This is a genomic window from Streptomyces sp. NPDC025651 (assembly GCF_055558735.1).
Genome location: NZ_JBVHLZ010000009.1, coordinates 234089 through 259788 on the forward strand (window position 1 = coordinate 234089; position 25700 = coordinate 259788).

General features: G+C 71.0%; 23 protein-coding genes. 15 read left to right on the plus strand and 8 right to left on the minus strand.

From position 1 onward, the window contains the following. The first annotated feature begins 65 nt into the window (after nucleotides 1–65). Nucleotides 66–1376, plus strand: a complete 1311-nt coding sequence (locus ACZ4D5_RS29765; protein ID WP_467775521.1) for an MFS transporter — start codon at nucleotides 66–68, stop codon at nucleotides 1374–1376. Here the strand turns inward: ACZ4D5_RS29765 and glgX are convergent. Then, complete coding sequence (glgX, locus tag ACZ4D5_RS29770) at nucleotides 1330–3435, minus strand: glycogen debranching protein GlgX (protein ID WP_467775522.1); 2106 nt, start codon at nucleotides 3433–3435, stop codon at nucleotides 1330–1332. The two genes, ACZ4D5_RS29765 and glgX, sit on opposite strands and share 47 nt — an antisense overlap. A 158-nt stretch (nucleotides 3436–3593) precedes the next feature. On the opposite strand from glgX, the gene ACZ4D5_RS29775 reads away from it, so the two are divergent. The 4 genes from ACZ4D5_RS29775 to ACZ4D5_RS29790 all read left to right on the plus strand — a co-directional run bounded on the left by ACZ4D5_RS29775 (nucleotide 3594) and on the right by ACZ4D5_RS29790 (nucleotide 7929). Beyond that, nucleotides 3594–4385, plus strand: a complete 792-nt coding sequence (locus tag ACZ4D5_RS29775) for a Tat pathway signal sequence domain protein (RefSeq protein WP_467775523.1) — start codon at nucleotides 3594–3596, stop codon at nucleotides 4383–4385. Nucleotides 4386–4449: 64 nt separating this feature from the next. Beyond that, on the plus strand, nucleotides 4450–5772 hold the full coding sequence (locus ACZ4D5_RS29780) for a copper amine oxidase (RefSeq protein WP_467775524.1): 1323 nt from the start codon (nucleotides 4450–4452) through the stop codon (nucleotides 5770–5772). A 104-nt stretch (nucleotides 5773–5876) separates the two neighbouring features. Beyond that, complete coding sequence (locus ACZ4D5_RS29785; protein ID WP_467775525.1) at nucleotides 5877–7118, plus strand: SAV2148 family HEPN domain-containing protein; 1242 nt, start codon at nucleotides 5877–5879, stop codon at nucleotides 7116–7118. Nucleotides 7119–7218: 100 nt separating this feature from the next. After that, nucleotides 7219–7929 carry an exonuclease domain-containing protein gene (locus ACZ4D5_RS29790; protein WP_467775526.1) on the plus strand — a complete coding sequence of 237 codons (711 nt, stop codon included), beginning with the start codon at nucleotides 7219–7221 and terminating at the stop codon, nucleotides 7927–7929. Nucleotides 7930–7952: 23 nt separating this feature from the next. On the opposite strand, the gene ACZ4D5_RS29795 is transcribed toward ACZ4D5_RS29790, so the two are convergent. Further along, nucleotides 7953–8816, minus strand: coding sequence for a phosphotransferase enzyme family protein (locus ACZ4D5_RS29795; protein ID WP_467775527.1), 864 nt, complete (start codon nucleotides 8814–8816; stop codon nucleotides 7953–7955). Between the two features lie 279 nt (nucleotides 8817–9095). On the opposite strand from ACZ4D5_RS29795, the gene ACZ4D5_RS29800 reads away from it, so the two are divergent. Genes ACZ4D5_RS29800 through ACZ4D5_RS29810 form a run of 3 tightly spaced genes read left to right on the plus strand, consistent with a single transcriptional unit; the run spans nucleotide 9096 to nucleotide 12147 of the window. Next, the gene (locus ACZ4D5_RS29800) at nucleotides 9096–10019 is read left to right on the plus strand and encodes a carbohydrate ABC transporter permease (protein ID WP_467775528.1); all 924 of its coding nucleotides are present in this window, start codon (nucleotides 9096–9098) and stop codon (nucleotides 10017–10019) included. After that, the gene (locus ACZ4D5_RS29805) at nucleotides 10016–10852 is read left to right on the plus strand and encodes a carbohydrate ABC transporter permease (RefSeq protein ID WP_467775529.1); all 837 of its coding nucleotides are present in this window, start codon (nucleotides 10016–10018) and stop codon (nucleotides 10850–10852) included. The genes ACZ4D5_RS29800 and ACZ4D5_RS29805 overlap by 4 nt, the downstream gene beginning before the upstream one ends. Next, nucleotides 10852–12147, plus strand: coding sequence for an ABC transporter substrate-binding protein (locus tag ACZ4D5_RS29810; RefSeq protein ID WP_467775530.1), 1296 nt, complete (start codon nucleotides 10852–10854; stop codon nucleotides 12145–12147). Before ACZ4D5_RS29805 ends, ACZ4D5_RS29810 begins: the two co-directional genes overlap by 1 nt. 99 nt (nucleotides 12148–12246) lie before the next feature. On the opposite strand, the gene ACZ4D5_RS29815 is transcribed toward ACZ4D5_RS29810, so the two are convergent. After that, nucleotides 12247–12999 carry a response regulator gene (locus ACZ4D5_RS29815; protein ID WP_467775531.1) on the minus strand — a complete coding sequence of 251 codons (753 nt, stop codon included), beginning with the start codon at nucleotides 12997–12999 and terminating at the stop codon, nucleotides 12247–12249. Further along, complete coding sequence (locus tag ACZ4D5_RS29820) at nucleotides 12996–14213, minus strand: sensor histidine kinase (protein WP_467775532.1); 1218 nt, start codon at nucleotides 14211–14213, stop codon at nucleotides 12996–12998. Before ACZ4D5_RS29820 ends, ACZ4D5_RS29815 begins: the two co-directional genes overlap by 4 nt. Nucleotides 14214–14415: 202 nt before the next feature. Between ACZ4D5_RS29820 and ACZ4D5_RS29825 the strand changes: the two genes are divergently transcribed. Further along, nucleotides 14416–16614, plus strand: a complete 2199-nt coding sequence (locus ACZ4D5_RS29825) for an MMPL family transporter (protein WP_467775533.1) — start codon at nucleotides 14416–14418, stop codon at nucleotides 16612–16614. A gap of 55 nt (nucleotides 16615–16669) precedes the next feature. Here ACZ4D5_RS29825 and ACZ4D5_RS29830 read toward each other — a convergent pair whose 3' ends face one another. Then, nucleotides 16670–17749 carry a hypothetical protein gene (locus tag ACZ4D5_RS29830; protein ID WP_467775534.1) on the minus strand — a complete coding sequence of 360 codons (1080 nt, stop codon included), beginning with the start codon at nucleotides 17747–17749 and terminating at the stop codon, nucleotides 16670–16672. Nucleotides 17750–17917: 168 nt separating this feature from the next. Here ACZ4D5_RS29830 and ACZ4D5_RS29835 point away from each other — a divergent pair, with 168 nt between their 5' ends. From ACZ4D5_RS29835 to ACZ4D5_RS29860, 6 genes are all read left to right on the plus strand, one after another. Continuing rightward, entirely contained in the window at nucleotides 17918–18319 is a 402-nt protein-coding gene (locus tag ACZ4D5_RS29835; protein ID WP_467775691.1) for a MarR family winged helix-turn-helix transcriptional regulator, read from the plus strand. A gap of 59 nt (nucleotides 18320–18378) precedes the next feature. Then, nucleotides 18379–19596, plus strand: a complete 1218-nt coding sequence (gene mgt, locus ACZ4D5_RS29840; protein WP_467775535.1) for a macrolide-inactivating glycosyltransferase — start codon at nucleotides 18379–18381, stop codon at nucleotides 19594–19596. A 208-nt stretch (nucleotides 19597–19804) separates the two neighbouring features. Then, nucleotides 19805–20809 (plus strand): CDP-alcohol phosphatidyltransferase family protein, encoded by a 1005-nt coding sequence (locus tag ACZ4D5_RS29845; protein ID WP_467775536.1) that lies wholly within the window; start codon nucleotides 19805–19807, stop codon nucleotides 20807–20809. 391 nt (nucleotides 20810–21200) lie between these two features. After that, on the plus strand, nucleotides 21201–22409 hold the full coding sequence (locus tag ACZ4D5_RS29850; protein ID WP_467775537.1) for a S8 family peptidase: 1209 nt from the start codon (nucleotides 21201–21203) through the stop codon (nucleotides 22407–22409). A gap of 72 nt (nucleotides 22410–22481) precedes the next feature. Further along, complete coding sequence (locus ACZ4D5_RS29855; protein WP_467775538.1) at nucleotides 22482–23033, plus strand: DUF1697 domain-containing protein; 552 nt, start codon at nucleotides 22482–22484, stop codon at nucleotides 23031–23033. Further along, a complete protein-coding gene (locus ACZ4D5_RS29860; RefSeq protein ID WP_467775539.1) occupies nucleotides 23026–23433 on the plus strand; it encodes a nuclear transport factor 2 family protein in 408 nt (135 codons plus the stop codon). The genes ACZ4D5_RS29855 and ACZ4D5_RS29860 overlap by 8 nt, the downstream gene beginning before the upstream one ends. Nucleotides 23434–23504: 71 nt before the next feature. Here ACZ4D5_RS29860 and ACZ4D5_RS29865 read toward each other — a convergent pair whose 3' ends face one another. Genes ACZ4D5_RS29865 through ACZ4D5_RS29875 form a run of 3 tightly spaced genes read right to left on the minus strand, consistent with a single transcriptional unit; the run spans nucleotide 23505 to nucleotide 25695 of the window. Beyond that, the gene (locus tag ACZ4D5_RS29865) at nucleotides 23505–24014 is read right to left on the minus strand and encodes a GNAT family N-acetyltransferase (RefSeq protein ID WP_467775540.1); all 510 of its coding nucleotides are present in this window, start codon (nucleotides 24012–24014) and stop codon (nucleotides 23505–23507) included. Nucleotides 24015–24061: 47 nt separating this feature from the next. Next, nucleotides 24062–24919: an SCO6745 family protein gene (locus ACZ4D5_RS29870; protein ID WP_467775541.1), complete on the minus strand. Its 858-nt coding sequence runs from the start codon at nucleotides 24917–24919 to the stop codon at nucleotides 24062–24064. A gap of 11 nt (nucleotides 24920–24930) precedes the next feature. Beyond that, complete coding sequence (locus tag ACZ4D5_RS29875; RefSeq protein WP_467775542.1) at nucleotides 24931–25695, minus strand: sirohydrochlorin chelatase; 765 nt, start codon at nucleotides 25693–25695, stop codon at nucleotides 24931–24933. Nucleotides 25696–25700 lie beyond the last annotated feature (5 nt).

Sequence of the window (25700 nt, forward strand, 5' to 3'; positions counted from 1 at the left end):
GCCTGGGCGGCTTTCGTGCCATCGACTCATGCGTGTCCGCGTCAGGGCGCCGCTAGCTTCGGACGATGGCCGAGAACACATGGGACGCGTACCGCACAGTGCTCCGGATGACCGGGGCCCCGCTGCCCGTCATCTCCTTCCTCGGCCGGCTCCCCGTGGCCATGATCCAGTTCGGCAGCGTGCTCCTGGTGACCGAGACCAGCGGCTCGCTGGCCACCGGCGGGATCGTCGCCTGCGCGCTCGCGCTCGGCCAGGTGACGCTCGGGCCCTTCGTCGGACGCCTCGCGGACCGGCACGGCCAGCGCCCCGTGGTGCTCGCCTTCTCGCTCGTCAACGCCCTGGCCATCGCCGTGTACACCCTCGGCGCGGTCGCCGACCTGCCCACGCCCGCCCTCGCCGCCCTGGGAACGCTCGCGGGCGCCACCGTCCCGGGGATCGGCCCGCTCGCCAGAGCCCGCGTCGTCCCGCTGGTCCGCGCCAAGGGCGGCGACGACCGGCTCGCGGGCACCGTGCTGTCCCTGGAGAGCACCATGGACGAGCTGTCCTTCGTGCTCGGCCCCGCCCTGGTGGGACTCGCGTCCGTGGCGGGCCACCCGGCGTACGCCTTCTGGGCGGCCGCGCTCCTGGTCGCCCTCTGCGGGACGGGCTTCGCGCTGCACCCCACGGCGCGCGCCACAGGGATCGCGCCCCGGAGTGCGGCACGCGCGCGTGGGCCACGGCCGCGGCTGCCGCGCTCGGTGTACGTGGTGCGGGTGGGCCTGGTCTTCCTGGGCGTGCTGCTCGGCGCGTGCGGGGCGGGGATCACCGCGCTGACCGAGGAGTTGGGGCAGCCGGGGCAGGCCGGGCTCGTCTACGCGGCGATGGGCGTCATGAGCGCCGCCACCGGTCTCTCCATGGCCGCGCTGCCCGAGCGCTTCGGGCTGCTCGCGCGCTGGCGGGTGGCGACGGCGGCCGCGGCGCTCCTCGCGCTGCCCCTGGTGTGGACGGACAGTCTGACGGGTCTCTACGTGATGGTCACCCTGTTCGGGGCGGTCTTCGCGCCGAACCTCATCACAGGCTTCGCGCTGACCGAGCGCGCCGTGCCCCCGCAGCGGCTCGCCGAGGGCATGACGTTCGCGTCGAGCGCCTTCGTGGGGGGCCAGGCGGTGACGCTCGCGGGGGCGGGGCGCCTCGCGGAGTCGCACGGCGCGGGGGCGGCGTTCGCGCTCGGCGGCGCGGCGGCCGCCGTCGCGTTCGTGATCGCCCTGATCGCCCGTCACGAGCGGCCCCGGGAGCCGCCGCGCGAGCAGCCCCTCGCCGGGGCCGCCGCCCGGCCGCCCCGCGCCGCCGTCACGCCGGACGCTGCAGCACCGCAAGGCTCCGATCGGCCAGCGTGAGCCGGTCGCCCGCCCGCACCTTGGCCGGATCCGGCGGGACCCCGTCCTCGTGCGCCGTGTCGACCACGACCTGCCACTGCCGGCCGTGGTTGACCGGCACCACGAACTCCAGGGGTTCCGGCGAGGCGTTGAACATCAGCAGGAACGAGTCGTCGCAGATCCGCTCGCCGCGCTGGCCCGGCTCCGAGATGGCGTTGCCGTTCAGGAAGACGCTGAGCGCCCGCGCGTGCGAGGCGTCCCAGTCGCTCTCCTGCATCTCCCCGCCCTCCGGGGTGAACCAGGCGATGTCGGACAGTTCGTCGTGCGTGCCCTGGACCGGGCGGCCGTGGAAGAACCGGCGCCTGCGGAAGACCGGGTGGTCGCGCCGGAGCATCGCCATCGCGCGCGTGAAGGCCAGCTGGGCGCTCTCGCCCTCCGGCCAGTGCACCCAGGCCAGTTCGTTGTCCTGGCAGTAGGCGTTGTTGTTGCCGCCCTGCGTGCGCGCGAACTCGTCGCCGTGGCTGAGCATCGGCACGCCCTGGGAGAGCATCAGGGTGGCGATGAAGTTCCGCATCTGCCGCTCGCGCAGGGCCAGCACGTCCGGGTCGTCGGTCTCGCCCTCGACGCCGCAGTTCCAGGAGCGGTTGTGGCTCTCGCCGTCCTGGTTGTCCTCGCCGTTGGCGTCGTTGTGCTTGTCGTTGTACGCGACGAGGTCGTGCAGGGTGAAACCGTCGTGGCAGGTGGTGAAGTTGATGGATGCCAGCGGGCGCCGTCCGTCGTCCTGGTAGAGGTCGGAGGAGCCGGTGAGCCGGGACGCGAACTCCGCCAGTGTCCGCGGCTCGCCGCGCCACAGGTCGCGCACCGTGTCGCGGTACATGCCGTTCCACTCGGTCCACAGGGGCGGGAAGTTGCCCACCTGATAGCCGCCCTCGCCGACGTCCCAGGGCTCGGCGATCAGCTTCACCTGGCTGACCACGGGGTCCTGCTGTACGAGGTCGAAGAAGGACGAGAGCCGGTCCACCTCGTGGAACTGGCGCGCGAGGGTCGCCGCGAGGTCGAAGCGGAAGCCGTCCACGTGCATGTCCGTGACCCAGTGCCGCAGCGAATCCATGATCATCTGGAGGACGTGCGGCGAGCGCATCAGGAGCGAGTTGCCCGTCCCCGTGGTGTCCATGTAGTAGCGGGGATCGTCCATGAGGCGGTAGTACGAGGCGTTGTCCAGGCCCTTGTAGGAGAGGGTCGGGCCCAGGTGGTTGCCCTCGGCCGTGTGGTTGTAGACGACGTCGAGGATCACCTCGATGCCGGCCTCGTGCAGCGCCTTGACGGCCTGCTTGAACTCCAGGACCTGCTCGCCCCGGTCGCCCCAGGAGGCGTACGCGTTGTGCGGGGCGAAGAAGCCGATGGTGTTGTAGCCCCAGTAGTTGTTGAGGCCCATGTCCACCAGGCGGTGGTCGTTCACGAACTGGTGCACCGGCATCAACTCCAGGGCGGTGACGCCCAGTTCGGAGAGGTGCTCGATGACCGCCGGGTGCGCGAGCGCCGCGTACGATCCGCGGAGATCGTCCGGAAGGTCGGGGTGCAGCATCGTCAGGCCCTTCACATGGGCCTCGTAGATCACCGTCTCGTGGTACGGCGTGCGGGGCGGCCGGTCGTCGCCCCAGTCGAAGTACGGATTGACCACCACCGACGTCATCATGTGCGGCGCCGAGTCCAGGTCGTTGCGCTCGTCGGGCTCGTCGAAGTGGTAGCCGTACACCTCCTCGCCCCAGTCGACGCGCCCGCTGACCGCGCGCGCGTACGGATCGAGCAGCAGCTTCGCGGAGTTGCAGCGGTGTCCCTGCGAGGGGTCGTAGGGGCCGTGCGCCCGGAAGCCGTAGCGCTGTCCGGGCATGATGCCCGGCAGGTACGCGTGTCGCACGAAGGCGTCCGACTCGCGCAGCTCGACGGCCACCTCCGAACCGTCGTCGTGCAGCAGACACAGCTCCACGCGCTCTGCGGCCTCGGAGAAGACCGCGAAATTCGTGCCGGCTCCGTCGTACGTGGCACCTAAGGGGTACGCCTGTCCAGGCCAGACCTGCATGAATACGACTCTTCCACTAACGCCCCCTCGGGTTGGGGCCACTTTGGCCAGAGTCTCCCCGAAAGTGGGGCAACCACCCAGGAGTTGAACCCGTCTAACGGTCTGACCACATACTCGGTATGCCCACGAATGGGGCGCCAGGGGAGTAGGGGGAGTAAGTGCGACAGATAGCCAGACGTCACCTCGGGAAGGTGGTGGCGGGCACGGCGGTCGTGGCCGCCGCGACCGCCGTGCTGGTGGGCGTCAATCTGCCGGGATCGGGGGCGGGCGGCTCGGGGGACCGCCAGGCCAACGCGGCAGCGGCGAAGCAGGACGCCGTGGCGAAGGACGGCGTCGTGCAAGCCGCGCCCGAGGAGGGTGAGAAGGGGATCGGCAGCGACCCGCTGACCGACAACGAGATCGAGCGCGCCGAGAAGGCGTCGGTTTCGGGCCAGATGCGTTCCAGTGCCCGGGACGTCGAGGGGGACCGCGGCCCGCAGCTGCTGTCCACGAACCTCAGCGAGCCGGAGCCGGGTGACGGCGGAGCAGCGGCCCCGCGCAGGGCCGAAGTCGTCTACTACGACTACAAGAAGGACGCCGTCATCACCAAGACGGTCAATCTGGAGACCGGCAAGGTGGACGACACGGCCACCGCGCAGAACGTCCAGCCGCCGCCCAGTCAGGAAGAGCTCGCCGAGGGCGCCAGGCTGCTGATCGCCGACCAGCTCGGCAAGGGCCTGAAGAAGGACTTCAAGCACGCCACGGGCAAGGCGCTGACCAACCCGGACCAGCTGCAGCTGAGCGGAATGGTGTTCCGCAAGGAGACCGTGGAGCGCGTGCCCTCCGCCCTCACCGAGTGCGGCAAGCACCGGTGCCTGCAGGTCGTCACCAAGGTCAAGAACGGCCCGTGGATCGACACCCGGTCCCTCGTCGTGGACCTGAGCACCCGCACGGTGGGCCGCCTCGGCTGATCCCGGCCGTCCGCGCTCGACACCACACATCAACTTCTCCTCGTACGAGGGAGTTCACTCCACCATGCACGTCAACAGACTTTCGCGCGCCCGCAAGAGGGCCACGATGGCCCTCGCGGTCTCCGCGCTCCTCGGCGGCACCGTCATGACCACCGCGGGACCCGCCTCCGCCACCCCCAAAGCCGCACCGAACGCCCCCGCGGCCGCAGCCGACTGCAGCGACGCCTACAAGATCGAGCAGACCGTCGACGGCGGCACGACCTGGCGCATGTGCTGGCACTACAACACGCTCTCCGGCCTGGTCCTCGACAAGGTCAGCTACCAGCCGAAGGGCGAGCCCAAGCCGATACCCGTCCTCACCAGTGCCCGCCTCGCGCAGGTTCATGTCCCCTACGACGACGGCGAGTCCGAGTACGACGACGTCACCGGCACCGACTTCGGCCAGGCCCTGCAGGACCTCAACCCCGGAGAGTGCCCCGGCGGCACCATCAAGACCGTCAAGGTCCCGCACCGGGGCAACGTGAAGGGTCTGTGCACCACCACGCGCGCGCGTGGGCACGCGTACCGCCTCAACGACGACGGGTCCACGGGCGGCACCGACAAGGTGTACAGCGGCCAGGGCAAGGACCTGCTCGTCTACACCGTGAACAAGGCCTCCTGGTACGAGTACATCACCGAGTGGCGGTTCTCCTCGGACGGCACCATCACGTCCAACGTCGGCGCGACCGGCAGCCTCTCCCCGTTCGACTACGACGGCGGCGACAGCCGCGGCTGGCCCATCGGCAAGGGCGACCAGGCCAAGGCGGAGAGCCACGCGCACAACGTCTTCTGGCGGCTCAACTTCGGCCTCGACGGCTCCCCGAAGGCCAAGGTCGAGCAGTACGACTCCAAGGTCACCCCGCCCACCGGCGACGGCAGCCCGACCACGAAGACCACCCGCACCAAGGTCACCAAGGAGCTCGCGGGCGACCGCAAGGACATGCGCTGGTGGCGTGTGGTCAGCGGGGCCGGCAAGAACAAGGACGGCCACCCCCGTTCGTACGAGATCGTGCCGGGCCCCAGCAACAAGCACGCGGGCCGCGAGTTCACCAAGCACGACGTGTACTTCACCCAGTACAAGAAGTGCGAGCAGTACGCGAGCAACAACCCCGGCTGCCCCAACGGCACCCCGGACAGCGTCGACAAGTGGGTGAACGGCCAGAGCCTCACGCACCCGGTCACCTGGGTGCACATCGGCTTCCACCACATCGCCCGTGACGAGGACCAGCAGCCCATGCCGGTCCACTGGCAGGGCTTCTCGCTCGCCGCGCGCGACGTCACCGCTATGAGCCCGCTCACTCCGCAGGACCTCGCGAACCAGAACGGCCAGCCCCCGCTGGGTGGTTGAGAAACCACCCTTCCCATCGGGCTGCACCGCCGGCCGCTCCCGGAGTACCCTTCCTTGATCGTTGACCGGGGGAGTGCTCGGGGGAGCGGAAGGCGGGTGTGCGGGTGAGCTCGGGTGGGCGGGAGCTGCCCCCTGGTGACGAGGGTCACGAGGGGAGCTCCGCGGACGTTCCACCCGGAGCGGTGTCCCTGGCACGGCCGATGGAGATGGGATCCCAGATCGGACCCGAACTGGACTGGGGCGCCGACGCCTGGCGCGAGGTCCGCACCCGCGCGCAGCGCGCCGGTCGGGCCTACATCTGGCTGAATCTGGTGGAACAGCGGCTGCGCGCGGTCGTGGCCGCTGTTCTGCGTCCCGTGTACGAACCCGTCCACGCCGACGACTGGGTCGTCGCCGCCGCGGGCCCCGCCGGACAGGAGTGGGTCCAGCGGGCCGTCGCCGTGCGCGAGGTGAGCCGCCGCAAGGGCTATCTGCTCGACCCCGCCGACGACAACGTCCTCAGCTTCCTCACGCTGCCGCAGCTGCGCGAGCTGATGGTGCAGCACTGGCCGTGCTTCGAGCCCTATCTCGACGACCGGCGCGACGTCGAACTGGCCCTGGACGAGCTGGAGGTCACCCGCAACGTCGTCTCCCGCAACCGCGCCCTGTCCGAGACGGTCCTCGCCCAGGCCGAGCGCGCCTCGGCCAGACTCCTGGACATACTCGGCGCGGGCACCGACACGCCCTCCGCGCGGCGCCTGCCCGTCGACGCCGTCGAGGACCTCGTCGGTGACCGGTACGCGGACGTGGTCGGCGTGCACTCCGACCGCGTACGGCTGCTGCGGCAGTTCCCCGCGGAGGACCTCTTCGGCGGCGCCCGCCGACTCGACGCGATCGGCATCGGCCTCAACCTCCTCGTGCAGAACTTCTCCGGGCGCCGCCTCGTCCGGCTCGCCGAGTCCGGCTGCCGGGTACGGCTCCTCTTCCTCAACCCGGCGAGCAGCGCGGTCAAGCGCAGGGAGCGGGAACTGGGCATCAAGAAGGGCGAGATGAGCCGCTCCGTCGAGATGAACATCCTCCACATGCGCCGGGTGCGGGCCCGCCTGCGCGACCCCGGGGCCTTCGAGATCCAGGTCTTCGACGAGACGCCGCGCTTCACCGCGTACCTGGTCGACGGGGACGGCGCGGACGGCATCGCGGTCGTCCAGTCCTATCTGCGCAGGACGCGCGGGATGGAGGCGCCGGTGCTCGTGCTGCGGGGCGGCGGCCGTGTGGTGCGGCCGGGCGACTCGGGCGAGGGCGGGCTCTTCTCGACGTATCGCGAGGAGTTCGAGCTGGCCTGGGCGGACTCGCGGCCGGTGTCGTGACCACGCGGACGGGCGAAGCGGAACGCGGCCCTCGGATTGTCAGTGGCGCATGGGATCGTGGTGGTCACTGGGGGAAAGCACCACGAAGAAGGGGGCGGCCATGGGCTGGCACCGGGAGCTGCTGATCGGTTTCGACCTGGAGACGACGGGGACGGACCCGGGCGAGGCGCGCATCGTCACGGGGGCGGTGATCGAGGTCAAGGCCGGCGAGACGCTGGGCCGCCGCACCTGGCTCGCGGACCCGGGCGTCCCGATCCCCGCGGAAGCGGTGGCCGTGCACGGCATCACGGACGAGCGAGCGGCCGCCGAGGGCAGGCCCGCCGCCGAGGTGGCGGACGCCCTCGCCGACGTCCTGGTCTCGTACTGGCAGTCGGGCGTCCCGGTTGTCGCGTACAACGCGGTCTTCGACCTGAGCCTGCTCTCCGCGGAGCTGCGGCGGCACGGCCTGCCGTCGCTCAGCGACCGCCTCGGCGGCATCGACCCGGGCCCGGTCATCGATCCGTACACCATCGACCGCTCGGTGGACCGCTACCGCAGGGGCAAGCGGAACCTCGCGGCGGTCTGCGAGGAGTACGGCGTGGCCCTGGAGTCCGCCCATGACGCCGCGGCGGACGCCCAGGCCGCGGCGAGCCTCGCCTGCGCGATAGCCGACCGCCACCCCAAGATCGCCTCCCTCGGCCCGGCGGAACTGCACCGCCGCCAGGTCGAGTGGTACGCGCAGTGGGCGGCGGACTTCCAGAGCTTCCTCAGGAAGAAGGGGAACGCGGAGGCGGTGGTGGAGGGGGACTGGCCCCTCCGGGCACAGAGCTAGACGTCACTGCTGTGGGCAGGCGTTCAGAAGGGATACCAGCGAACCTCGGCGTCCCCGTCCCGCAGCGACGCCACCCTGCGCCGGAACTCCGCCAAGGCCTTCGGACTCGTGGCCGCATGCTGCGCGACCCACGCGCAGCTCGCGGTCTCCCGGGCGCCCCGCAGCACCGCACACCCCTCCCACTCCCGCACATCCCACCCGTACTCCGACACGAACCCGTCATAAGCCTCCGGCGCAAGCCCGTACCGGTCACGGGACAGAGCCATGACGACCAGGTCGTGCTCCCGCAGGTCGAAGGAGAAGGTCTCCAGGTCGACGAGGACGGGCCCTTCGGGACCGACCAGGACGTTGCGCGGCAGCGCGTCGCCGTGGATCGGGCCCGGCGCGAGACGCGGGACCAATGCCGCGGCGGCGGAGGCGAACCCGTCCCTCCGCTCCCGCAGGTACTCCGCGTCGGCCGGGTCGATCGCGTCGCCCGCGAGCCGCAGCCAGCGCTCCACCCCGCCGAGCAGTTCACGGCGCGGCAGTTCGAAGGAGGGGGATTCCAGTGCGTGCACGAGGCGGAGCAGCGAGGCGAGGTCACGCGGCTCGGCGGGCCGTACGGCGTCGGGAAGCCGGTGCCAGAGCGTCACCGGATGACCGTCCACGAGCCGCGCCTCGGGCTCGGCGGCCCGCACGGCGGGGACGCCCGCCTGTTCCAGCCACTGCGCGACGTCCAGCTCGCGCCGGGCCCTGTCCAGGAGTTCGGGGGCTCCGCGGCCGACCTTGACGACGAGCTCCCCGGCGGCGAACACCGCGTTCTCGCCGAGCGCCAGCAGCCGGGCCCCGTCCGCCCCGCCCTTCAGATCCGCCGCGTCCAGGACGTCCCGCGCCCGTGCCTCGTCCATCCCTTGCCTCCCGCACCCGTTGCCGTTCGCGCACAGTCTCGCATCAGCACAGGCCAGCAGCCGTGCGAGGGGCGCGCGGCTGCTTGACGTATCAAGGTCACATCAGCACGATGACGGAGGCCGCCAGGGCGGCCGGACCGCCCGAGCGCTCCGCCGGAAGAGCGGTACGTCATCTGCGGATCCGATGTGGCTGGTCGCGCAGTCCCCGCGCCCCTTGCGGGACGCGGGGCCGCAGTGGACCGCCATGAGAACGCCGAGCCGCCCGAAGGAGCCGATTCCGTGACATTGGCGACCGCGACGAAGCGGTCAGCGAGAGGCACGCAGGGCCGCAGACCCGCGGACCACGGCGCGTGGTTCCTCGTGCTGCCCGCGCTGATCCCGATCCTCGTCCTGAGCGTGGGACCGCTCCTCTACGGCATCGCGCTGGCGTTCACCGACTCCCAGTCGGGCCGCACCGAGCCCACCCAGTGGGTCGGCGCCCTCAACTTCCAGGACCTGCTGCACGACACGCTGTTCTGGGACTCGTTCCGGATCGGCCTGCTGTGGGCGTTCGGCGTCACCGTGCCGCAGTTCCTGCTCGCGCTCGGTCTCGCGCTCCTGCTCAACCAGAACCTGCGCTTCCGCTGGCTGGCGCGGGCGCTGGCGATCATTCCCTGGGCGATGCCCGAGGTGGTCGTCGGCATCATGTGGCGGCTCGTCTACCACCCGGACGCGGGCGTGCTGAACGAGACGCTCTCCAACCTGGGCCTCGGCGAAGGGAAGGACTGGCTGACCGGCACCGCCACCGCGCTCCTCGCGGTGATCGTCGTCGGTGTCTGGGCGGGCATGCCGCAGACCACCGTCGCGCTCCTCGCCGGCCTGCAGAACACTCCGCGCGAACTGCACGAGGCGGCCGCGATGGACGGCGCGGGCGCGTGGCGCCGCTTCCTCACCGTCACCTGGCCCGCGATCAAGCCGGTCGCCCTCGCCATCACGGCGCTCAACTTCATCTGGAACTTCAACTCCTTCGCCCTGGTCTACGTCCTCACCCAGGGCGGCCCCGGCGGCCGCACCCGCCTGCCCATGCTCTTCGCCTACGAAGAGGCGTTCCGTTACGGCCAGTTCGGCTACGCCGCGGCCATGGGCTGTGTGATGGTCGCCGTGATCTCCGTGATCCTCGCCTTCTACCTCGTGGGCCGCCTGAAGGGAGGCGACGAGGCATGATGCGTACGAAGAGGACGACGCGCGCCGCGCAGTACCTCGCGCTCGCCGCCTATCTGGTCTTTCTCGCCTTCCCGTTCCTCTGGCTGATCTCCACGGCCTTCAAGCCCGCGCGGGAACTGGGCAGTCTGCATCCCACCTGGATCCCCGAGGACCCGACGCTGGAGAACTTCCGCCAGGCCTTCGACGAGCAGCCGCTGCTCCAGGCCGCGGGCAACTCCCTGATCGCGGCGCTCAGCGCGGCACTGATCGCGGTCGTCATCGCGACCCCGATGGCGTATGTGATGGCGCGTCACCGCACCCGCCTCGCGAAGGCCGCGACGGGGTGGGTGGTGATCAGTCAGGCGTTCCCGTTCGTCCTGATCATCATCCCGCTGTTCCTGATCCTGAAGAACCTGCACCTGATCAACTCGCTGCTCGGTCTGATCATGGTGTACGTGGTGTGGTCGCTGCCCTTCGCGCTCTGGATGCTCGTCGGATACGTCCGCGCGGTGCCCGCGGAGCTGGAGGAGGCGGCGGCGGTGGACGGCGCGAGCAAGGTGCGGACGTTCGTCTCGGTCGTCGCGCCGCTGCTCGCGCCCGGCGTCGTGGCCACCGCGATGTTCGCCTTCATCACCGCGTGGAACGAGTTCTTCTTCGCCCTCGTCCTGCTCAAGACCCCGGAGAAACAGACCTTGCCGGTCATCCTCAACCGCTTCATCGGCACGGAGGGCGTCGCGGACCTCGGGCCGCTCGCCGCGGCCGCGTTCCTCGCGACCATCCCCTCGCTGGTCATCTTCGCGATCATCCAGAAGCGGATCACGGGCGGCATGCTGGCAGGGGCGGTGAAGGCCTGATGCGTACGACCCGACGGCCGGCGGCGGCCGCGGCCGCCGCCCTCGCGCTGCTGCTGAGCGGCTGCAGCGGCGACTCCGGCGACGACGACGGGAAGATCACGCTCCAGTTCCAGTCCCTGGCCTGGCAGAAGGAGTCCGTCGACGCCAACAAGGCACTCGTCGAGGAGTGGAACGCCACCCACCCCGACGTCGAGGTCGAGTACGTCCAGGGCAGTTGGGACAGCGTCCACGACCAGCTGCTCACCTCCTTCGAGGGCGGCGAGGCCCCGGACATCATCCACGACGCCTCCGACGACCTCGCCGACTTCGCGTACGGCGGCTATCTGGCCGACCTCACCGGGCTGCTCCCCGAGCGGCTGAAGTCCGACATCCCGCAGCGCAGTTGGGAGACGACGACCTTCAAGGACAAGGTCTACGGCGTGCCGTTCCTGCAGGAGCCGCGCGTCCTGATCGCCAACGCGACGTGGCTGAAGGAGTCGGGCGTCCGCGTCCCGACCCCCGAGAAGCCGTGGAGCTGGCGGGAGTTCAGGAAGATCACCAAGGAGCTCGGCGACGGCACGGACGGGAAGTACGGCGTCGCCTGGCCGCTGAAGGAGCCGGTCTCCGCCACGCTCAACCTCTCCCTGTCGACCGGCGGAAAGATGTTCCACCGCGGCGCGGACGGCAAGGTCGACGTCCGCTTCGACGAGGCCGACGAGATCATGCCGCGCACGGTCCACGACCAGGTCAACATCGACAGGAGCGCGTCGGGCACGACGCTCGGCATGGGCGGGTCCGACACCCTGCCCGGCTTCTTCGGGGGGAAGTACGCGATGGTCCCGCTCGGCTTCTCGTACCGTCAGCAGATCGTCCAGCAGGCCCCCGAGGGCTTCGACTGGCAGGTGCTTCCGGCCCCGGCGGGCAAGGAGGGACTCGCGCAGGGCGTCAGCCCGCAGACCCTGTCGGTCTCCGAGGACAGCCCGCACAAGAAGGAGGCGGCCGAGTTCATCGACTTCTTCCTGCGGCCGGAGAACATGGTGAAGCTCGCCCGCGGCGACTGGATGCTGCCGACCGGCCAGGAGGCCCTGAAGGACCCGGCACTGCACACGAAGAAGGACGACTGGGCCGCGGGCACGGCCCTCGCGAAGGACCTGCGCTCGGCCCCCGCCCAGTCCGTCCGCGGCTACCCGGAGTGGAAGGACAAGGTCGCGACCCCCGCGCTCCAGGAGTACTACAGCGGGGCGATCGGCCTGGACGAGCTGAGGAAACGGCTGGTGGAGGACGGCAACCTGGTGCTCGCGCGCTATCAGCGGTGAGCGCTTTGCCGGGGTGCGGTGATCGACCTGCGGCTCGGTGGGGGCTGGGCGCGCACTTCCCCGCGCCCCTGACGGGGCGCCCGGTACCGCGCCGGGCGTTCAGAGACCGGCCCCGTTCCCCTGTCCCGCCCGCACGAGCCCCGTCTCGTACGCCGCGATGACCGCCTGCGCCCGGTCGCGTACACCCAGCTTGGCGAAGATGCCGGAGGCGTGGTTCTTCACGGTCTGGACGCCGATCTCCATCCGCCGCGCGATCTCGGTGTTGTCGAGGCCCGAGGCGATCAGGCGGAGCACCTCGACCTCGCGCGGGGTGAGGCGGGAGAGGTCCGAGGCGGGCGGATGTGCGGCCGGAGCCGGGGCCACGAACGTGGCGATGAGCCGGGTCAGCAGCCGAGGCGCCACCGCCGCCTCGCCGCGGTGGACGGTGCGCAGCGCCGCCACCAGCTCCTCGGGCGAGACGTCCTTGGGCAGGAAGCCCGAGGCCCCCGCCCGCAGCGCGCCGACCACGTGCTCGTCCATGTCGAAGGTGCTGAGCGCGAGGACCCGGCACCGGGGCAGCTCGGCGGTCAGGCGCTCGGTGGCCCTGACCCCGTCGAGCACCGGCATGCGGATGTCCATCAGGACCACGTCGGGGCGGAGTTCGAGGGCCGCGGCGATCGCCTGCTCGCCGTCGCCGACCTCCCCGACGACCCGGATCGCGGGGTCCGAGAGCAGGATCAGCGACAGGCCGCGGCGCACCAGCGGCTGGTCGTCCGCGATGAGCACGGTGATGTCGGCGGCTCCGGGCTCGGCTCGGGGCCCGGCTGCGGGCTCGGGCTCGCTCCCGGGCCCGTACTCGGTGGGAGTGGTCATCGGGTCCCGTCCTTCTTGTACGTCGCCTTGTACGTCGCCGCGGGCAGGGGCACGCTCGCCGCCACCCGGAACCCGCCGTCCTCACGGCTGCCGACCTGCAGGGAGCCGTCGTGCAGGGCGACGCGTTCGCGCATGCCCAGCAGACCGTATCCGCCGCCTCCACCGCTCCCGTCGGGGGCCCTGCCGTCACCGGCGCCGTCGTCGGTCACCTCGACGGTGACGCGGCCCTCCAGATGGGCGAGCCGGACCGTGGCGCGGGCGGGACCCGCGTGCTTGCGGGCGTTGGTCAACGCTTCCTGGACGATGCGGTAGAGGGTGAGGCCGACGGTCATCGGCAGCGGGCGGGGCTGCCCGGTGACGTGGAACTCGGTCGGCAGACCCGCGGCGGTGGCATCGGCGACGAGCCGCTCGATGCCGTCCACCCCGGGCTGCGGCTCCGACGGCGCCTCCTCCGGGGCGTCGGTGCTGCGCAGCACCCCGAGGAGCTGGCGCATCTCCTGGAGCGCCGTGCGCCCCGACTCCTCCAGGGTCATCAGGGCCTCGCGGGCCGTCTCCGGGTCGCGGTCCAGCGTCGACCTGGCCCCGCCGGACATCAGATACATGGTGGTGATGTGGTGGGCCACGATGTCGTGGAGCTCCCGCGCGATGCGGCGCCGCTCCTCGGTCACCGCGCGGTCGGCGAGGAGCCTGCGGTTGATGTCCAGCTGCCGTTTCCACTGCCGCACGGCCAGGCCCACGGCGACGATGACGCACGGGGTGAGCAGTACGTCGGTGATGCCCACCCCGACAAGGGGCAGGTCGTTGTGCCCGTACCGCACGAGCTGTACGGGAACGGTGGCCGCGACGCCCAGCGCGACGGTACGCCGTTCGCCGTACCGGGCCACGGTGTAGAGCGCCACCGCGACGGCGCCGCCGTAGCTGTTGGTCATCGGCGTACCCGGGTCGACGGCGAGGCCCAGGTTGCCGGCCAACTGCACGGCGAGCACCGCGCCGAGCACCGGCACGGGGTGATGGCGCCGGAAGAGCAGCGGGAGCACGGAGGAGACGACCAACAGCACACCGGGGAGGGTGACCGGCGCCCCCGTGCCCTCCGCACCGGGGGCGAGGTAGGCCAGCACGTCGAGCCCCACCGTGACGACGGCGACCAGGACGTCGCCCGGCGTCGGCCGTGCCCCGCCCGCGGGCGGCACCGGAGGGAAGAAGTCGCGACCCATCCGGGCGCCTCCAAGTCGAGCAGATGGAACAGATCGGGCCGCACCATTACATCCCGGCCCGCCGGGCGGGGGATCGGCGCGGAGGTGGTTCTTCCCCCAGTACCGGGGTACTGCCCGCACCGGATCACCGGACCCGCGTCCCGGACGCGTCCCCTCCCGGCGGCCGACGTGCTCAAGAACCCCCGCGTGATGACCTGTCGGCATGATCCGCAAGCTGACCTCGTTCTCCACCCGACATCGATGGCTGATGGTCCTCGTCTGGACCGTCCTCGGAGCGGCGCTGTCGTTCGGGGGACAAGCGCTGATGTACGACGTGACCGACTCCCAGGCCGGGGATTTCCTGCCCAAGAAGTACGACTCGGCCGTGGCGCTGCGCACCGCCGAGGAGAAGTTCGGCACCAAGCCCGACGCCAACGCCCTGACCGTGCTGGTCGCCAGGGAGGACGGCGGGAAGCTCACCCCGGAGGACCAGCGGCGGATCGCGGGCACCGCGGCCGACCTCGGTCACCGGCGGATCATCGCGCCGGAGCCCGAAGGGCTGATGAGGGACCACTCCCAGACCCCGCGGGTCTCGGCGGGCGCCGTGGCCCCGGACGGGAGTTTCCGGCTCCTCACCGTCTCGCTGGACGGGAATCCCGACGACCCCGGCCTGCAGGACGTCTACAGGAACTTTCGGGACACCGCGAAGGACGAGTTCGCCCGCGCCGACCTGCGCGTCGGATTCACCGGCGGCATCGCTTCCAGAGTGGACGACGCGGACGCGGAGGAGACGACGGGGAAGGTCATCGGCAGCCTGACGATGGGCCTCATCGTCCTCCTGAACGTGCTGGTGTTCCGCAGCCCGGCGGCCGCGCTCGTGCCGCTGATCGCCGTGGCGCTGATCGGCGGTGTCGCGTCGGGGGCGGTGGTCGGCGCGGCGAAGCTCTTCGACATCCGACTCGACCCGTCCACCCCTTCACTGATCGGTGTCGTCCTGCTGGGCATCGGCATCGACTACTTCCTCTTTCTGCTGTTCCGCTTCCGGGAGCAGTTGCGGAACCACCCCGAGCAGGACGCCCGGACGGCCGCGGCCGCGACGACCGGGCGCGTGGGGGCCGCGATCACGTCCGCGGCGCTGACGATCGTGGCGGCCTTCGCGACCCTCGGCCTCGCGAGCTTCGGGCAGTTCCGGGTCCTCGGCCCCGCCATCGCGATCTCCGTACTCGTGATGCTCCTCGCGAGCCTCACGCTCATGCCCGCGCTCCTCGCCGTGCTCGGGCGCGGCATGTTCTGGCCCTCACGGGCCTGGCAGGAGGAGCGCACCGGCGGCTTCGGCGCACGCCTGGGGCAGGCGGTGAGCAGCAGGCCGCTGCGGTACGTTCTCGGCAGCCTGGTGCTGCTCGGCGCGCTCGGCGCGGGCGCGCTCGGCATGAAGATGAGTTACGACCAGCAGGGCATGCCCGAGACCGCCGCCGTCAGGACCGCCGAGCAGATCTCCCGCAGCCTGCCCGCGGGAGTCTCCGACCCGCACACCGTGTACGTACGGAGCACGAACGGCGGTGACATCGAGGCGAGTTCGCTCACCGGCATGACCCGCGCCCTCGCCGGGGCCGAGGGCGTCGGCAAGGTGGGCGAGCCGGTGCTCAGCAAGGACCGCACGGCCGCGCGGGTCGATCTGTTCCTGAGCGTGCGGTCCGACACGCAGAAGGCGCGCGACCTGGTTTCGGGCCCCGTCAGGGCCGCCGCCGCGAAGACCGCGCCGCAGGGCACGCAGGCGCATGTCACGGGAACGGCCGCGGTCTACGCCGACATCTCGACGGCGGTGGAGAAGGACCTGCGCCTGGTGTTCCCGGTCGCCGCCCTGCTGATCGCCGTGATCCTCTTCCTGCTGCTGCGCTCCCTGCTCGCCCCCGTGGTGCTGATGATCGCGGTGGGGCTCGGGTTCGTGGCCACGCTCGGCGCGAGCACGCTGGTCTTCCAGAGCGGCCTGGACCGGCCCGGGGTCTCGTTCACGCTGCCCCTGGTGCTCTTCCTCTTCGTCGTCGCCCTCGGGACCGACTACAACATCCTGATCACCGACCGGATCAGGGAGGAAACGGCGAAGCCGGGCGGGGCGCGGCACGCGGTGGCCGAAGCGGTGCGGCACACCGCGCCCGCCATCGCCACGGCCGGGATCGTGCTCGCCGGTTCCTTCGCCGGGCTGGCCGCGAGCCCCGCCACACAGGAGATCGGCTTCGCCACCGGGCTCGGGATCCTCCTGTCCTCGCTCGTGCTCTCCCTCGTGCTGGTGCCCGCCCTGGCCGCCCTCCTCGGCCGCGGTCTGTGGTGGCCGCGCAGGTCCGGCCGGACGCGGGGCCACCGGGGGCCGGAGGAGTCGTCCGTACCCGAGCGGTCCCGGTCCTCGTCACGCCTGCCGGTGTGACGAGGACCGGGACCGGCCGAAGCGCTCCTGCGGCGCCGTGCGGCGCCGTGCGGCGTCAGACGGCCACCGACTCCTCCATCTCCTCCTCCTGGGCCTCGCGCTCCTGGGCCCCCCGCCCCGCCGCGTGCCGCGCGGCGGGGACGGCGGCGGTGCGCTGCCGCCGCTCCCACAGGGCCGCGACGCCGACGAGCAGCAGGCCGAGCGCCAGCCAGCCCGTCAACGTCCAGACGTGCCGGTCCAGTTGGTGGCCGCCGAAGTAGAGGTGGCTGCGGATGCCCTCGACGAAGCCCGCGCCGTTCCAGAACGCGTGCAGTGAGCCGAAGAAGCCGTTCTGCAGCTCGGGCCTGAAGAGCCCGCCGGACGTCGTGAAGTTGAGCATCACGAAGAGCACCATCATCGCCAGCGTCGTCCAGCGCTTGAGGAAGGTGTGCAGGCCCACGCCGATGAACAGGACGCCCGCCGAGTAGAGCCAGCACATCGCCCACACGCCCCACAGGCCCTGGTGCACCAGGTGGAAGACCGGCCCCGCGAGCGCCGCGCCGATCAGGCTGACGGCGAGCGAGACCCCCACGACGAGCCCCGCGCGGGCCCGCATCCGCAGCCCGGCCCCGGCCGCGCCGAGCACCGCCACCGACGCGTACGAGCCGATGCTCACGGCGACGAGCAGGAAGAACAGGCCCTGGCCCGTGGGGTCGTCCTCGACCGGCGCGGCCACGTCCGTGACCTTCAGGGGCACGCCCTGCTTCGCCGCGACGGGCGTGAAGATCTTCTGTGCCGCCATCGCGCTCATGTCGGAGCCCGCGGAGGCCACGATCAGCTCGGGCGCCTTCGCGTCGGGCAGGTAGGCGCCCGCTATGTCCAGGGACTTGAGGGCGTCGACCGCCTGCGCGCGGGTGGCGAGGGTGCGTACGTCGAGCGCGTCGCCCGCCTTGTCCTTGACGGTCTGCGCGAGGACCTGGGTCTGCGGCCCCGAGCCGACGACGGCGATCGGCATGTCGTGCGGCTCGGGCGTGACGAACGCGCCCATGTAGGCGAGGCCCATGCCGAGGCACATCAGCAGGGGCGTGACCAGGTGGACGAGGACGTGGCGCAGGGCGGCGCGCAGTCCGGGGGCGGGTTCCGCGGTGGCGGACATGGATCTCTCCGGTGGTCGAGTGGTTGATGCCCAACAGATGGTTGGCATGTACAACAGAGTTCGATGTTGTACTCTACAACCATTCGTGGAGAGGGAGAAAACGTGACCGACCGAGACGGGTCCCGGCCGGGGGGCCGGGACGAGTCCATCGAGATCATCCAGCGGGAGATGACCGCGTTCGCCCGGCGGGCGCGCGCCACCGCCGCGCGGATGCACCCCGAGCTCTCGCTCGTGTCCTTCACGCTGCTCAGCCACCTGGAGCACCAGGGGGGCTGCCGGGCCACGGACCTGGCCGCGCACTACACGCTCGACAAGTCGACGATCAGCAGGCAGGTCGGCGCGCTGGAGAAGGCCGGGCTCGTCGAGCGGCGCCTGGACCCGACTGATCACCGGGTGCACGTGCTGCACCTCACCGACCGGGGCGGCGAGGTCCTCGCGCAGGTCGGCGAGGCGCGCCGGATCGCCTTCCATGAGCGCCTGGAGGGGTGGAGCGGTCCGGATCTGTCGCGGTTCGCCGAGTATCTGCTGCGCTACAACGAGGCCGCGGCCGGTGACGGGGGCGCGGAGTAGGGGCCGCGTTACCGCGAACAGAGTTGCACGAGACGTATCGTCTCGCTTAAGGTCCGGTCATGACCTCACCCCGGCCCGCCCATATCGCCATGTTCTCGATCGCCGCCCACGGGCACGTGAACCCGAGCCTCGAAGTGATCCGTGAGCTCGTCGCCCGCGGCCACCGCGTCACGTACGCCATCCCGCACGCCTTCGAGGAGAAGGTCGCGGAGACCGGTGCCGAGCCCCGGCTCTACACCACGACGCTGCCCTCGCCGGACGACGACCCGGAGGCCTGGGGCACCGAACTCATCGACAACATCGAGCCGTTCCTCGCCGACGCGATCCAGGTCCTGCCGGAGCTCGCCGCGGCCTATGAAGGGGACGAGCCCGAACTCGTCCTGTACGACATCACCTCCTACCCGGCGCGCGTCCTCGCCCGCCGCTGGGGCGTCCCCGAGATCTCGCTCTCGCCGAACCTGGTGGCCTGGGAGGGATACGAGGAGGAGGTCGCCGAGCCGATGTACGCGGAGCTGAAGACGACCGAGCGCGGCCAGGCGTATTACGCCCGCTTCATCGCCTGGCTCGCGGAGAACGGCATCACCCAGCACCCCGACCCCTTCGTCGGCCGGCCGCCCCGCTCCCTCGTGCTGATCCCCAAGGCGCTGCAGCCCAACGCCGACCGGGTCGACGAGGGTGTGCACACCTTCGTCGGCGCCTGTCAGGGCGACCGTGCCGTGCAGGGCGACTGGGAGCGGCCCGCCGGTGCCGAGAAGGTGCTGCTCGTCTCGCTGGGGTCGTCCTTCACCAAGCAGCCCGGGTTCTACCGCGAGTGCATCCGCGCCTTCGGCGACCTGCCCGGCTGGCACGTGGTGCTCCAGGTCGGCAAGCACGTCGACGCGGGCGAGCTGGGGAACGTGCCCACGAACGTGGAAGTACGCGACTGGGTACCGCAGTTGGCGGTCCTGAAGAAGGCCGACGCCTTCATCACGCACGCCGGCGCGGGCGGCAGTCAGGAGGGGCTCGCCACCGCCACCCCGATGGTGGCCGTGCCGCAGGCCGTCGACCAGTTCGGCAACGCCGACATGCTCCAGGGTCTCGGTGTCGCCCGGCACGTGCCGATGGCGGAGGCCACCGCGGAGACGCTGCGCGAGGCCGTCCTCACGCTGGCCGGGGACCCCGAAGTCGCCCGCAGGCTGGGCGAGATCCAGGCCTCGATGGCAGGAGAGGGCGGCACCAGGACGGCGGCCGACCTCATCGAGGAGGAGCTGGTGAAGGCGCGGGCCGCGCGCGGCTGACGTAACGCTCCGTGACGCGTTTCGGTAACGTCCCGGTCATTCGGTAACGCTCCGGTAACGCGGCACTGTCCTGGAAGGGCCATTGACTCGTCCTGAAAGGTTGACCGTTACCCCCGGTCAAAGGTTGCACGGGAGAGATCTTGTTCCTTGCGCGAACGCCTTCCTAGCGTGGGGTGAACTTTCGTCGAACGCCAGGAAGTTGACCCCCATGCGTCGAGACATACCGCCCCTCGCCGAGGTGCGCCGCATCACCCAGAAGAAGCGCGACGCGTGGTGGACCGTGTTGCTTGTCGACCCGGTCGCCACGCCGCTCGTGCGGCTCACCGCGATGCGTACGAGAATCACGCCCAACCAGATCACCTGGGGCGCGTTCCTCCTCGGCCTCGGCTCCGCCGCGTGCTTCGCGCTCGGCGAGTGGCGCTGGCTCGCGCTCGGTGCCGTCATCTACCACCTCAGCTTCATCCTCGACTGCATGGACGGCAAGGTCGCCCGGCTCACCGGGCAGGGCTCGGTGTTCGGCGCCTGGCTGGACTTCGTCTTCGACCGGATCCGCGTCATGGTGTGCGGCGTCGCGCTGATGGGCGGCCAGTACCACCGCACCGGCGACACCCTCTACATCTGGCTCGCGCTCGCCGTCGTGGCCCTCGACACCCTGCGGTACATCAACTCGCTGGAGATCTTCAAGATCCGCCACTCCATGCGCAAGCAGATCAAGGCGCGCATGCGGGCCGCGAAGCGCGCGCAGAACGAGGCGGAGCTCGCCTTCATGGAGGACCTGCTGCGGGAGAACCCCTCGGCGGACATCGAGCAGGACCTGCAGAGGGCCGCGGGTGAGGCCGGCTACGCCGCTGCCGACCACGCCGAGCGTCCCGCCGAGGAGGCCGGTGCCGACGGGGAGGCGGCACCGGCGCCCAAGGCCCAGGTGATCGATCTGCACCAGGAGTTCCGGCGGAAGTTCCCCGCCTATCTGCGGGTCCGTTCGTTCCTGCTGCGCCACCGCATCCGCGCGCACCTGGTGAGCGGAATCGAGTTCCAGATGGGCGTCTTCATGATCGGCCCGCTCTTCGACGCGGTGATCCCCGCGACGATCGTCTCCGGGGCGCTCCTTCTGGTCTTCGAACTCGCCATCATCTACAAGCTGCTGCTCTCGACGCGTGACTTCACGCGGACGATCGACTCCTTCGAGGAGCAGAAAGTCGTCGCGGCGGCCTGATTCGCGCCCCCTGTCTGTCCCGCTCTGTCTTGTATCTGTTCCGCATCCTTCTTCCATGCGCCGGGCGGGCTGGTTTCCTCCAGCCCGCCCGGCGCTGCTCATGCGGCACAAAGTGCCTCCTGTTACCCGGAGTTGGGGTGACTGTGGCCCCAGATGTCCGATCCTTCGGGCGGGGTCCGGTTTGTTATTACGGAACCTTGTTGAACAAGTCACAGCTGTATGTAGGTATTGATCTGCGCGCGTCAATCAGACAGGGTTTCGTCCCAACACCCGGAGATCTTCCGGCCCTCAAGGGGTGTCGCAACGAACTTGTTGTCACGACAGGCCCTTGGGAAGACAGCTGAATACCCCCCACACATCCCCCCACACAGCACTGAGGAGACCCCTCTTCATGGCAACTCACAAGCGTGCCCGCACGATGAAGCTCACCGCCGCGATAGCCACCGCCGCCACCGCGGTCGGTGTCACCGTCTTCGCGACCTCCTTCGCCGGCGCGGCCACCCCCGCCGAGGGCAAGGTGTACGGCCTGGACGCCAAGGGCGCCGTCGCCGGCAGCTACATCGTGATGCTCGACGAGAAGGCCAGCAAGGACGCCAAGTCCGACCTCGCCAAGGAGTACGGCGGCGAGCTGAAGCGCAACTACTCCTCCGCGATCAACGGCTTCTCGGCCAAGGGCCTGAGCGAGACCGACGCCAAGCGCCTGGCCGCCGACCCGGCCGTCGGCAAGGTCGTCCAGTCGAAGAAGTTCACCATCGACGCCACCCAGGACAACCCGCCGTCGTGGGGCCTTGACCGCATCGACCAGGCGGACACCGCGGGCGACAAGAAGTACACCTACCCCGACGCCGGGGGCGAGGGCGCCACCGCGTACGTCATCGACACCGGTGTCCGCGTCAGCCACAAGGACTTCGGCGGCCGCGCCACGTCCGGCTTCGACGCCGTCGACAACGACGACAACGCCGACGACGGCAACGGCCACGGCACGCACGTCGCCGGCACCATCGCCGGTGAGGCGCACGGCGTCGCCAAGAAGGCGAAGATCGTCGCCGTCCGCGTGCTCGACGACAACGGCTCGGGCACCACCGAGCAGGTCGTCGCGGGCATCGACTGGGTCACCAAGAACCACCAGGGCCCGTCCGTCGCCAACATGAGCCTCGGCGGCGGCGCCGACGAAGCCCTCGACGAGGCCGTCAAGAAGTCCATCGCCTCCGGCGTGACCTTCGCGGTCGCCGCGGGCAACGAGTCGACCGACGCCGGTCAGGGCTCCCCGTCCCGCGTGAAGGAGGCCATCACGGTCGCCTCCTCCACCAAGGACGACGAGCAGTCGGACTTCTCCAACTACGGCTCCGTCGTGGACATCTACGCCCCCGGCTCGGACATCACGTCCGCCTGGAACACCGGTGACGACGCCACCAACACCATCTCCGGTACGTCGATGGCGACCCCGCACGTCGTGGGCGCCGCCGCCGTCTACGTCGCCGCCCACCCGGACGCCAAGCCCGAGGACGTCGCCAAGGCGCTGACCGACGGTGCGACCCCGGACAAGATCAGCAACCCGAGCGAGGGCACGCCCAACAAGCTCCTGAAGGTCGTCGAGTAATCTCGCCGCCGCTTGAGCCGCGGCCGTCGTGCCCACCCCCACGGGGCACGGCGGCCGCTTTATGGTGTGCGCATGGCGATCAGGACTTACGCGACGCTGCTGCGCGGCATCAACGTGGGCGGCCACAAGAAGGTGCCCATGGCCGAGCTCCGGGCGCTCCTGGAAGGGCTCGGCCTCGACGGCGTACGGACGTATCTGCAGAGCGGCAACGCGGTCTTCACCGCCGACCGGGGCGACGAGGAGTCGCTGGCCGCCGAGGTCGGGGCGGCGATCGAGGAGCGCTTCGGCCTCGCCGTGGACGTCCTGGTGCGCGACGGCGCGTATCTGGAGGCGGTGGCCGACGCCTGCCCGTTCCCCGCAGCCGAGCTGGAGGCGAAGCAGCTGCACGTCACCTACTTCTCCGCGCCCGTCGAGCCGGACCGCTTCGCCGCCGTCGACCGAGCCGCCTTCCTGCCCGAGGAGTTCGGGCTCGGTGACCGCGTCCTGTACCTGTACGCGCCCCAAGGCCTCGGCTGCTCCAAGCTCGCCGAGCGGCTGGCTCGACCCGCCCTGAACAAGGGGCTCATCGCCACCACCCGCAACTGGAACACCGTCACCCGGCTAGTGGAGATGACCCGTGTCTGAGCAGTCCTCCGAGCAGTTCTCCGAACAGTCCTCCGCCGGTCGCACCCCCGCCGTCGAAGCCGCCATCGAGGGCGAGCTGCGCCTCCTGGACCCCGAGGTGCGCGCCTCGCCCGAGCTCTTCGGGGCGCTGCTGCACCCGGAGTTCACCGAGTTCGGGGCGTCCGGGGCGCGGTGGGACCGGGAGTCGATCGTGCGGGTCCTCACCCAGGCCCCGGCGCCCGGCGGCCGCCCCGTCACGACCTGTCGCATGCGCGGTGTGCAGCTCGCCGACGACGTGGTGCACCTGACCTTCGACACGGACAGCAACGGCCGTACCGCACACCGCAGTTCGCTGTGGCGGCGTACGGAGAGCGGCTGGCGCCTCTGGTTCCACCAGGCGACGCCGTTCGATGCGGGGTAGATCGCTGTTCGGCGTGGCGCCCGTGTGCGAGGCCCGGGCGCATGCGCTGCAGGATCATCGGGGTTGCGGGGCTATGGGAGGCGTGAAGTGAGCTGCAGGGTCGTTCTGCCGTTTTCCTCCGGTACTTCCCGCGTCTGCGTGTAGCCGAGGCGCTTGAGCACCGAGAGGGACGGGGTGTTCTCCGAGTCGACGGTCGCGTGCACCTCGGCCAGGTGCAGGGTCTCGTGCCCGTACGAGGTCAGGAGCCGCGCCAGCTCCGTGCCGAGGCCGAGGCCCCAGCTCTCCCTGGTCAGGCCGTAGACGATCTCGTGTCCTTCGAGCCACTCCTCCGGCGACGGCTTGATCTCGGCGTGGCCGACATAGCGCCCCTCGTACCGGACCGCCCACACGGGAAAGCGCTCCTCCGCGTAGACGAGGCTGAACAGCCTGCCGAACAGCGCGCGGTCGTCCTCGGCGCTCTGCATCCCGTCCCCGAACCAGCGGCCCACGGCCTCGTCCTGGAACAGCGAGACGAAGTCCGCCTCGTCGGAGGCGACGTAGGGGGACAGGGAGAGCCGTTCGGACCGCAGTTCGGGTGTCATCCGCGTGACGGTAGAGGGGGGTGGGGGACGCCGCAAGCCAATTCCGCTCAGCCCGCCGTCCGCGGCAGCCCGATCGGGTTCGGGAACGGCAGGACGTCCGAGTCCAGGATGCGGCGGGCCGGGGGTTCCAGGGCCGCCAGGAGGGCGTCCGTCTCCGTGGGGGAGAGGGGGCGCAGCAGGCGGTCGGCGAGGCGGTCCGTGTCGTCCTCGATCAGCTCGCGTTCCGTGACGCCCTGTTCGGTGACGCGGCCCGAGGGGTCCAGCAGGCCGCGGACGCGCAGGCGGTCCACGGAGGCCGCCCACTCCTCCTCGCTCCAGCCGCGGTCCTGGCGGATGCCGGAGGGGTCCACGCGGTCGGTCGCCGCGGCCAGGACGAGGGACTCACGGGCGTCCAGGCCGTGGGCGGCGAGTACGGCGACATGGGCGTCGCCGCGGAACTCGCGTACGCAGGTGGCCAGTTGCCACAGCCGTTCCACCGGGTCGGAGCGCCGGGTCAGATCGCGGTTGGCGGCGAAGAGCGGGCGGGCGAGCGGCGGCGCGTCCTCGACCAGGAATGCCAGGGGTTCGTTGACCTGGGACGCCAACGCGTCGGCGTCGGGGAGGAGTTCGCGCAGGGCGCGGGCCGCGAGGCGGGCGCGTTCCTCGACGACCCGGTCCGGTGAGGCGTACTCCCAGGCCGACGGCAGGGAGCGCGCCACCATGCCGGGAGCGAAGACGCCGAGCGCCGCCGCGGCGACCCCGGGGCCCACCCGGCCCATCGGGGCGGTGCGGGCGGCGAAGTACCCCATCCAGAAGCCCTTGAGGCCCACCGCCCTGCCGAGGCCGCGGCAGCGCTCCTCGAAGTAGATCACCGCGTGCAGGGGTTCGGTCCGCAGCCACAGTGTGCGGGATCGGCTCGGGGTCATGAACCCACAAGCTAGGCCAGTGCGGGAATCCGCGCCAGAGGAGGAACTTGGCAGGTGCCAGGGGCATGGACTTCGTCGTAGCGCCGCACGAGGAGCCGTGCCACCGCCGGGGCGGGACCGAGGACGTCGGCCAGTACGTCGGCGTCGGCGGCGCCCCGCGCGATGCGGTCCGGCAGGAAGCCGGGGGCGAGCACGTAGGGGGCGACGGCCACCCGGCGCACCCCTGTCACGGCCCGCAGTTCGCGCACGGCGTCCTCCGTGCGCGGCAGAGATGCGGAGGCGAACGCAGGCCGCACGGCGCACCAACCGGTACGCCGCCACTCCCGCGCGATGTCAGCGATCACTGCGATCGCCTCCGGGTCCGACGACCCCGCCGAGGCCAGCACGACCCCGGTCGAGGACTTCTGGGCGGGGTCCAACCCCGCCTCGTACAACCGCTGTTCCAGTGCGGACAGGAGCAGCGGGGACGGGCCGAGCACCGCCGCCTGCCGGATGCGCAGGGCGGGCGGGGCCTCGCGCAGCACCGCGGGGATGTCCGCCTTCGCGTGGAACGCGCGCGTCAGGAGCAGCGGCAGGGCCACCACATCCCGTACGCCCTCCGCGGCGAGCCGCTCCAACACCCCGGTGACGGTGGGGGCGTTGAAGTCCAGGAAGCCCGTCTCCACCCGCAGCCCGGGCCGCAGCGACCGCACCGCGCGCACCAGGGCACCCACGGTCGCGGCGTGCCGCGGATCGCGGCTGCCGTGGGCGATGACCAGCAGGACGGGTCGGTGCATGGCGG